General features: G+C 68.4%; 7 protein-coding genes. 6 read left to right on the plus strand and 1 reads right to left on the minus strand.

The features are described 5' to 3' along the window. Window positions 1-192: 192 nt before the first annotated feature. The 6 genes from typA to HW445_RS10085 all read left to right on the plus strand — a co-directional run bounded on the left by typA (window position 193) and on the right by HW445_RS10085 (window position 8,431). Entirely contained in the window at window positions 193-2,100 is a 1,908-nt protein-coding gene (typA, locus tag HW445_RS10060; RefSeq protein WP_180220684.1) for a translational GTPase TypA, read from the plus strand. A gap of 459 nt (window positions 2,101-2,559) precedes the next feature. After that, a complete protein-coding gene (locus HW445_RS10065) occupies window positions 2,560-4,176 on the plus strand; it encodes an ABC transporter substrate-binding protein (RefSeq protein WP_180220685.1) in 1,617 nt (538 codons plus the stop codon). A gap of 172 nt (window positions 4,177-4,348) precedes the next feature. Continuing rightward, window positions 4,349-5,278, plus strand: coding sequence for an ABC transporter permease (locus tag HW445_RS10070; protein WP_180220686.1), 930 nt, complete (start codon window positions 4,349-4,351; stop codon window positions 5,276-5,278). Continuing rightward, window positions 5,271-6,215, plus strand: a complete 945-nt coding sequence (locus HW445_RS10075) for an ABC transporter permease (protein ID WP_180220687.1) — start codon at window positions 5,271-5,273, stop codon at window positions 6,213-6,215. The genes HW445_RS10070 and HW445_RS10075 overlap by 8 nt, the downstream gene beginning before the upstream one ends. Before the next feature lie 16 nt (window positions 6,216-6,231). After that, complete coding sequence (locus tag HW445_RS10080; RefSeq protein ID WP_180220688.1) at window positions 6,232-7,281, plus strand: ABC transporter ATP-binding protein; 1,050 nt, start codon at window positions 6,232-6,234, stop codon at window positions 7,279-7,281. Next, window positions 7,274-8,431, plus strand: coding sequence for an ABC transporter ATP-binding protein (locus HW445_RS10085; protein WP_180220689.1), 1,158 nt, complete (start codon window positions 7,274-7,276; stop codon window positions 8,429-8,431). Before HW445_RS10080 ends, HW445_RS10085 begins: the two co-directional genes overlap by 8 nt. 160 nt (window positions 8,432-8,591) lie before the next feature. Here the strand turns inward: HW445_RS10085 and HW445_RS10090 are convergent. Then, the coding region (locus HW445_RS10090; protein WP_180220690.1) for a hypothetical protein at window positions 8,592-9,203 on the minus strand (612 nt) is incomplete at its 5' end.

A 9,203-nucleotide genomic window follows, 5' to 3' on the forward strand; every position in this document is an offset into this window, starting at 1 on the left:
GGGGGTGATCGCAGGGTCGGCGGGAGGAGTAAAGGGGGTCTGACCTGGAGGAAGACTCCCCGCGGCGGGAAAACCGGCCTCACCCCCGTACGATGGGGTAAGGCCGTGGCATGTAACCGCCCGGCAGAAGGCCCCGCGCCACCCACCGAGGCGCGCGTCGGCCACCTCACACTCCCGGGAGTTAGTCGCACTATGGCCACGCGCCACGACATCCGCAACGTCGCCATCGTCGCCCACGTCGACCACGGCAAGACGACCATCGTCGATGCCATGCTCAAGCAGGCCGGCGCCTTCGCCGCGCACCAGCTGGAGTCCGTCGACGACCGCGTCATGGACTCGAACGACCTGGAGCGTGAGAAGGGCATCACGATCCTCGCCAAGAACACGGCGGTGAAGTACCACCCCAAGGACGGCGGGGAGCCCATCACCATCAACATCATCGACACCCCCGGCCACGCCGACTTCGGCGGCGAGGTCGAGCGCGGTCTGTCGATGGTGGACGGTGTCGTCCTCCTCGTGGACGCCTCCGAGGGCCCGCTGCCGCAGACCCGCTTCGTGCTGCGCAAGGCCCTCCAGGCCCGCAAGCCCGTCATCCTGTGCATCAACAAGACGGACCGCCCCGACGCCCGCATCGACGAGGTCGTCAACGAGACGTACGACCTGTTCCTCGACCTGGACGCCGACGAGGACCAGATCGAGTTCCCGATCGTCTACGCCTGCGGCCGTGACGGCGTCGCCTCGCTGACCAAGCCCGCCGACGGCACGGTCCCCGAGGACAGCACCAACCTGGAGCCGTTCTTCTCCACCATCCTGGAGCACATCCCGGCGCCGACGTACGACGAGGGCGCCCCCCTCCAGGCGCACGTCACCAACCTGGACGCCGACAACTTCCTCGGCCGCATCGCGCTGCTGCGCGTGATGAACGGCGAGCTGCGCAAGGGCCAGACCGTGGCCTGGATGAAGCGCGACGGCTCCGTGACGAACGTGCGCATCAGCGAGCTGCTGATGACCGAGGCGCTCACCCGCAAGCCGGCCGAGGTGGCCGGCCCCGGCGACATCTGCGCCGTCGCGGGCATCCCCGACATCACCATCGGCGAGACCCTGGCCGACCCGGAGAACGCGGTCGCCCTGCCGCTGATCCAGGTGGACGAGCCGGCCATCTCGATGGTCATCGGCACCAACACCTCCCCGCTGGTCGGCCGCGGCGCCACCGGCAAGGGCGCCGACAACAAGGCGGCCGTCAAGGACCGCAAGGTCACCGCCCGCCAGGTCAAGGACCGCCTCGACCGCGAGCTCATCGGCAACGTCTCGCTCCGCGTCCTGGACACCGAGCGCCCCGACGCCTGGGAGGTGCAGGGCCGCGGCGAGCTGGCGCTGGCCATCCTGGTCGAGCAGATGCGCCGTGAGGGCTACGAGCTGACCGTCGGCAAGCCGCAGGTGGTCACCCGGGAGATCGACGGCAAGGTCCACGAGCCCGTCGAGCGCCTGACCGTCGACGTGCCCGAGGAGCACATGGGCGCCGTCACCCAGCTCATGGGCGTCCGCAAGGGCCGGATGGACAACATGTCCAACCACGGCTCCGGCTGGGTCCGCCTGGAGTTCGTCGTCCCCTCCCGCGGCCTGATCGGCTTCCGCACGGAGTTCCTGACGCAGACCCGCGGCACCGGCATCGCCCACTCCATCCACGAGGGCCACGAGCCCTGGTTCGGCACGCTGACCACGCGCAACAACGGTTCGCTGGTCGCCGACCGCTCCGGCGCCGTCACCGCCTTCGCGATGACCAACCTCCAGGAGCGCGGCGTGCTCTTCGTGGAGCCGGGCACCGAGGTGTACGAGGGCATGATCGTCGGCGAGAACTCCCGCTCCGACGACATGGACGTCAACATCACCAAGGAGAAGAAGCTCACGAACATGCGGTCCTCGACCGCCGACGTGACCGAGTCCCTGGTGCCGCCGCGCAAGCTGTCGCTGGAGCAGGCCCTGGAGTTCTGCCGCGACGACGAGTGCGTCGAGGTGACCCCGGAGGCCGCCCGCATCCGCAAGGTCGTCCTCGACCAGCGTGACCGCGCGCGCACGGCCTCCCGCGCCAAGCACTCCTGAGCCACGGCGGCCGCGCACGGCGGCCGTCAGCCACCCGCTCGAACCGGAGCCGGGCCTTCCTTCCACAGGAAGCGCCCGGCTCCGGCCGTTTCCGGTCTCCCGGTGCTCTCCCGGTGCCCTCGCGGCGGACCGCGGTGTCTGGAATGCGGACGCCTCCGACCGATAGATGTGTAACAAGTCCGTTTCGCAGTGATCTATCAGCAGGTTGTTTGTCCGGATTTTGGAAGAAGTACGCCCCAGGTGTGATCGAACCGCAACCTCTTGGGTGTGGTTCGGTCCGATGTGGATGGCAGATAGTTAGGCGCGTAGATAGCTCGGGTGAACGGGGCACGTGCTGCGAACGGCGCCGACTCACGAGCGCGGGGGCGCGGCATTTCGACCGGTACGGCCAACAGGTCTTTCCGGCCATGTCGTGACACCCACGGTTGACCCACATTGGACTCATGAGGAGGACCCCCAATGCGCGGTGCTAAGAGCGCCAAGTGGCTGGCGGGAGCCATCGTCGTCGCCCTGGCCGCCACGGCCTGCAGCTCCGGCGAGAAGGACGACAAGGCCACCGCCGGCGACAGCAAGCGGTACGTGTCGATCAACGTCGGTGAGCCGCAGAAGGGCATCATCCCCTCGGACACCAACGAGTCCAACGGCTCCTACATCGTCGACGCCGTCTTCGCCGGTCTGCTGACCTTCGACGACAAGGGCGGCATCGAGTACCTGAACGCCGAGTCGGTCACCACCGAGGACTCGAAGCTCTGGACGGTCAAGCTGAAGGAGGGCTGGAAGTTCCACGACGGCACCCCCGTCACCGCGAAGTCCTACGTGGACGCGTGGAACTGGTCCGCCCACGTCGACAACGTCCAGCAGAACTCGTTCTGGTTCGGTGACATCGCCGGCTACGACGACGTGCACCCGGCGAAGGAGGGCGCGAAGGCCAAGGCGGACACCATGTCCGGCCTGAAGGTCGTCGACGACACCACCTTCACGATCGAGCTGAAGGAGGCCATGCCCTTCTACCAGTACAAGATCGGTTACTCCACCTTCGCCCCGCTCCCCGAGGCGTTCTTCAAGGACCCGAAGGCGTTCAGCGAGAAGCCGATCGGCAACGGTCCCTACGAGTTCGAGAAGTGGGACCACAACAAGGTCATCAAGGTCAAGGCCTACGCCGAGTACAAGGGCGCCAACAAGGCGAAGAACGCCGGTGTCGAGTACAAGACGTACGAGACCCCCGAGGCCGCCTACCAGGACCTGATGTCCGGCAACCTGGACATCATCGACCAGGTCGGCCCGACGGACCTCGCCAACTACGAGTCCGACCTCGGCGACCGCGCCATCAGCCAGTCCTACGCGGCCGTCCAGACGCTGACCCCGGCCTTCTACTCGAAGTCCTTCAAGGACATCGACGTCAAGGTCCTCCAGGGCCTGTCGATGGCGATCGACCGCGAGACCATCACCAAGACGGTCCTCCAGGGCACCCGCACCCCGGCCGACGGCTTCGTCGCCCCGGGCGCGCAGGGCAAGCAGACGCTGGACACCGACGTCTTCACGTTCGACGCGGCCAAGGCCAAGCAGCTCATCGAGGACGGCGGCGGCGTCCCGGGCAACAAGATCTTCATCCAGTACAACACCGACGGTGGCCACAAGGAGTGGGTGACCGCGGTCTGCAACTCCATCACCAAGGCCACCGGTGTGGAGTGCGAGGGCGACGCCAAGCCGGACTTCGCCACCGACCTCGAGGCTCGTGACAACGACCAGGTCAAGTCGTTCTACCGCGGTGGCTGGGTGGGCGACTACCCGCTGAACGGCAACTTCATCAAGGAGCTCTACCACTCGAAGGCCGAGTCCAACAACGGTCACTTCGAGGACAAGAAGCTCGACGACGCCATGAACAAGGCGGACGCCTCCAAGACCCTCGAGGAGTACGTCGCGGCGTACCAGGAGGTCGAGAAGGAGCTCGTCAACCACATGCCGTCCATCCCGCTGTGGTTCTACGAGATGAACGGCGGTCACGGCGAAGAGGTCGACAACGTGAACGTCGACTGGCACGGCCAGTACAAGCTGTACGACGTCACCGTCAAGTGACCCGGTGCCGGGGGCCTCTGAGGCCCCCGGCCACACCCTGCACGACCGTCCCGGCACGCGGAGCGTTCACCCCCTCCGGGTGCCGGGCGCGCGGGGCTCGCTCCGAACCGGCCCTCACCAGGGCCCTTTCGGCGTGGGGCCCTCTTTTCGATCTCTGACCATGGAGGCACCCATGGGGCACTATGTCGCCAGACGACTGCTCCAGATGATCCCCGTCTTTATCGGGTCCACGCTGCTGGTCTTCCTGATGATGTACGCGCTGCCCGGCGACCCGGTGCGCGCGCTCGCAGGCGAGAAGGCCGCCGACCCGACACAGATCGCCAAGCTGAAGGCCGACCTGGGCCTGGACCAGCCGATCCTGGTGCAGTACTGGAACTACCTGACGGGCCTGTTCCAGGGTGACTTCGGCACCCAGATCGCTTCGCGCCGTCCGGTCGCCGACGTCATCGCCGAGGCATGGCCGGTCACCGCGCAGCTCGCGGTCTTCGCCCTGGTCTTCACCGCCGTCGTCGGCATCGGCATGGGAGTCATCGCCGGTCTGAAGCCCAACAGCGTCCAGGACCGCGTCCTGCTGTTCATCACGCTGCTGCTGGTGTCCATCCCGTCGTTCGTGCTGGGCCGTCTGACCCAGACGTTCTTCGCGTTCCAGCTCGGGTGGGTCGAACCCAACGTGTCGCTGGAGGAGAACTGGCACGAGCTGCTGATGCCGGCGGCCGTCCTGGCGGCACTGTCCCTGGCCTACGTGGCGCGCCTGACCCGTACGTCGGTCGTGGAGAACCTGCGGTCCGACTACATCCGCACGGCCGTCGCCAAGGGTCTGCCCCGCCGCCGCGTGGTGGGTGTGCACCTGGTGCGCAACTCGATGATCCCGGTCGTCACCTACCTCGGCGCGGACCTCGGCACCCTGCTGGCGGGCGCCGTCGTCACCGAGGGCATCTTCAACATCCACGGCATCGGCCTGACGGTCTTCGAGGCCCTGCAGCGCCGTGAGGGCTCGACCGTGGTGGGCATCGTCAGCCTCATCGTGATGGTCTACCTGATCGCCAGCCTGCTCGTCGACCTGCTGTACGCGGTCCTGGACCCGAGGATCCGGTATGCCTGAGAACACCGCCGTCAAAGAGACCTCCGAGCCGGTGAAGGCCGAGGCCGCCCCGGTGAAGGGCGCCGGCACCGGCAAGCCGCGCAGCCTCTGGTCCGACGCCTGGCACGACCTGCGCCGCAGCCCGCTCTTCATCGCCTCCGCGGTGCTGATCCTGGTGCTGCTCTCCATGGCGTTCTTCCCGAGCCTGTGGACCGACGGTTCGCCCACCGAGGCGGACCTCGCCAACAACTACCTGCGCAAGCCCGAATGGGGCGCGGTGTTCCAGCCGGAGTGGTTCGGCTACGACATCCAGGGCCGCTCGGTCTACAACCGTGTGATCTACGGCGCCCGCGCCTCCATCCAGGTCGGCGTCCTGGTCACCCTGATCGTGACCTTCCTGGGCACCCTGATAGGCATGCTCGCCGGCTACTTCGGCGGCCTCCTCGACACCCTGCTGTCCCGCCTCACGGACATCTTCTTCGGCATCCCGTTCCTGCTGGGCGCGCTGGTCGTCCTGACCAGCTTCGAGAAGCGCAGCGTCTGGGTCGTCATCCTGGCGATCTCGTTCCTCGGCTGGACCTCGATGGCGCGCGTCGCGCGCGGTGCCGCGATCCAGGTCAAGCAGGCGGACTACATCCTCGCGGCGAAGGCCCTGGGCGCCTCCACCTTCCGGATCCTGACCCGGCACGTCCTGCCGAACGCGCTGGCCCCGATCATCGTGGTGGCCACCACCGCGCTCGGCGGTTACATCGCGACCGAGGCCACCCTGTCCTTCCTGGGCGTGGGCCTCCAGGAGCCGCTGGTCTCCTGGGGCGTGGACGTCGCCGGTGCCTTCCGCTCGATCCGCAACGCGCCCTTCGTGCTGATCATGCCGTCCGTGCTGGTCTCCATCACGGTGCTGTCCTTCCTGATGTTCGGCGATGCGGTGCGCAACGCCCTCGACCCGAAGCTGCGCTGAGGGAGGCGTACACAACATGACTCTCATCGACGAGGCTCCGGTGCCCCAGGGCGCCGACGACTCCGGGGCTCCGCTCCTGGAGGTCCGTGACCTGCACGTGGAGTTCCACACCCGGGACGGCGTGGCCAAGGCGGTCAACGGTGTCAACTACACCGTCGACGCCGGCGAGACGCTGGCCGTGCTCGGCGAGTCCGGCTCCGGCAAGTCCGTGACCGCTCAGGCGATCATGGGCATCCTGGACATGCCCCCCGGCCGCATCCCCAAGGGCGAGATCCTGTTCAAGGGACAGGACATGCTCAAGATGTCGGGCGAGGAGCGGCGGAGGATCCGCGGCGCCAAGGTCGCGATGATCTTCCAGGACGCACTCTCCTCGCTGAACCCGGTCTACTCCGTGGGCTTCCAGCTCGGCGAGATGTTCCGGGTCCACCGCGGCATGTCCAAGAAGGAGGCCCGGGCCAAGGCCATCGAGCTGATGGACCGGGTGAAGATCCCCGCCGCCGCCCAGCGCGTGGACGACTACCCGCACCAGTTCTCCGGCGGCATGCGCCAGCGCATCATGATCGCCATGGCGCTGGCCCTGGAGCCGGACCTGATCATCGCCGACGAGCCCACCACGGCCCTCGACGTGACCGTGCAGGCACAGGTCATGGACCTGCTCGCCGAGCTCCAGCGCGAGTACAACATGGGCCTGATCCTGATCACCCACGACCTCGGCGTGGTCGCCGACGTCGCGGACAAGATCGCGGTGATGTACGCGGGCCGGATCGTCGAGACGGCCCCGGTGCACGAGCTGTACAAGCGGCCCGCGCACCCCTACACCAAGGGCCTGCTCGAGTCGATCCCGCGCCTGGACCGCAAGGGCCAGGAGCTGTACGCGATCAAGGGCCTGCCGCCCAACCTGACCCGTATCCCCACCGGCTGCGCCTTCAACCCGCGCTGCCCGCAGGCCACCGACCTGTGCCGCAGCGAGGTCCCGGCCCTGTTCCCGGTCACCGAGCGGGACGGCGCCGACCTGGCCGGCCGCGGTTCGGCCTGCCACTACTGGAAGGAGACGCTCCATGGCTGAGCTCAGCAAGAAGAACGAGCCCGCAGAGCCCGTGGACGCCACTCCGAACGTCACGGAGGTCGACGTCGTCGACGCCGCCTCCGAGACGGCCGCCATCGCGGCCCTCGAGGCGCCGGTGGACCGCGGTGAACCGATTCTGCAGGTGCGCAACCTGGTCAAGCACTTCCCGCTGACCCAGGGCATCCTCTTCAAGAAGCAGGTCGGCGCGGTCAAGGCCGTCGACGGCATCTCCTTCGACCTGTACCAGGGCGAGACGCTGGGCATCGTGGGTGAGTCCGGCTGCGGCAAGTCCACCGTGGCCAAGCTCCTGATGCACCTGGAGACGGCCACCTCGGGCCAGATCTTCTACAAGGGCCAGGACGTCACCAAGCTGTCCGGGCGCGCGCTGAAGGCGGTCCGCCGGAACATCCAGATGGTGTTCCAGGACCCCTACACCTCGCTCAACCCCCGCATGACGGTGGGCGACATCATCGGCGAGACCTTCGACATCCACCCCGAGGTCGCCCCCAAGGGCGAGCGCCGGCGGAAGGTCCAGGATCTCCTCGACGTCGTCGGCCTGAACCCGGAGTACATCAACCGCTACCCGCACCAGTTCTCCGGCGGCCAGCGCCAGCGCATCGGCATCGCCCGCGGCCTCGCGCTCAACCCGGAGATCATCATCTGCGACGAGCCGGTCTCCGCGCTCGACGTGTCGGTGCAGGCCCAGGTCATCAACCTGATGGAGAAGCTGCAGGACGAGTTCAACCTCTCCTACGTCTTCATCGCGCACGACCTGTCCATCGTGCGGCACATCTCCGACCGGGTCGGCGTGATGTACCTCGGCAAGATGGCCGAGATCGGCACCGACGCGCAGATCTACGACCACCCGACGCACCCCTACACCCAGGCGCTGCTGTCGGCGGTCCCGGTCCCGGACCCGGCTGCCCGCGAGAACCGTGAGCGGATCATCCTCACCGGTGACGTGCCGTCGCCGGCCAACCCGCCGTCGGGTTGCCGGTTCCGGACGCGGTGCTGGAAGGCGCAGGACAAGTGCGCGCAGGAGGTGCCGCTGCTGGCGGTCCCCGAGCGGTTCAAGGGGCAGGACACCCCGGCGGCGCACGAGTCCGCGTGCCACTTCGCCGAGGAGAAGGACGTCGTCCACGCGGCCTGACGTCCCTCCCCGCCCCGCCAAGCCCGGCCCCCGTCACGGGGCGCCGGGCTTCGGCCTGCCCGGCGCCGCCGCCCCGCACACGACCGGCCTGCCCCCCATCCCGCCCTGCGGCGGCCGCACGCGTTTCACGGTCGGGGCAGGGAGCCGGGAAGGCTGGTCGTCAGTGTGCCCAGGGCAGACGGACAGCCTCGATCCCGGAGTCGTTCAGCAACGCCCCGACGAGGGCCGGGCGACCGGCGACCTTGGTGCCCCACAGGTCGTAGTCGGTGCACAGGACCCAGGAGCGGTCGGCGGCCCAGAGGTTGGACGGGCTGAAGTCCGCCTCGGAGTGGTCGTACAGGATCCCGGCGTCGCCGAGCCGGCCTTCACGCACGTGCAGGTTGTCGAAGTCGGTGGCTCCGAGCGTCAGCGGGCTGTAGTAGGCCAGGCAGCGGGTGTCCGGCCCCGCCGGGCTGTGCCGGACGAGGACGGCGACCAGCCGGTTCCAGGTCTCGCGGTCCAGGCTTCCCTCGGTCGGCGGGATCGTGCCCAGCGGCCAGCTGCCGTCCTTCGTGGCCGAGGGGAAGCAGCGGTAGGACGGCAGCTGCCCGTCGGGCACCACCGGGTCGCCGGTCCGCCGGGCGAGCTCCGCCCAGCGCAGCCGCCGCCAACCGGGGCCGGGGTGCCGGGCACGGCCCAGACCTCCCCCCAGGGTGACGCCCACGGCGTCGAGGCCGACGTCCGCGGCCATGGAGGGCCGGACGCTCCCGTCGGCGACGCGTGCCCGGTGGTA

Source organism: Streptomyces sp. UH6, from assembly GCF_013421635.1.
Lineage (GTDB): Bacteria > Actinomycetota > Actinomycetes > Streptomycetales > Streptomycetaceae > Streptomyces > Streptomyces abyssomicinicus.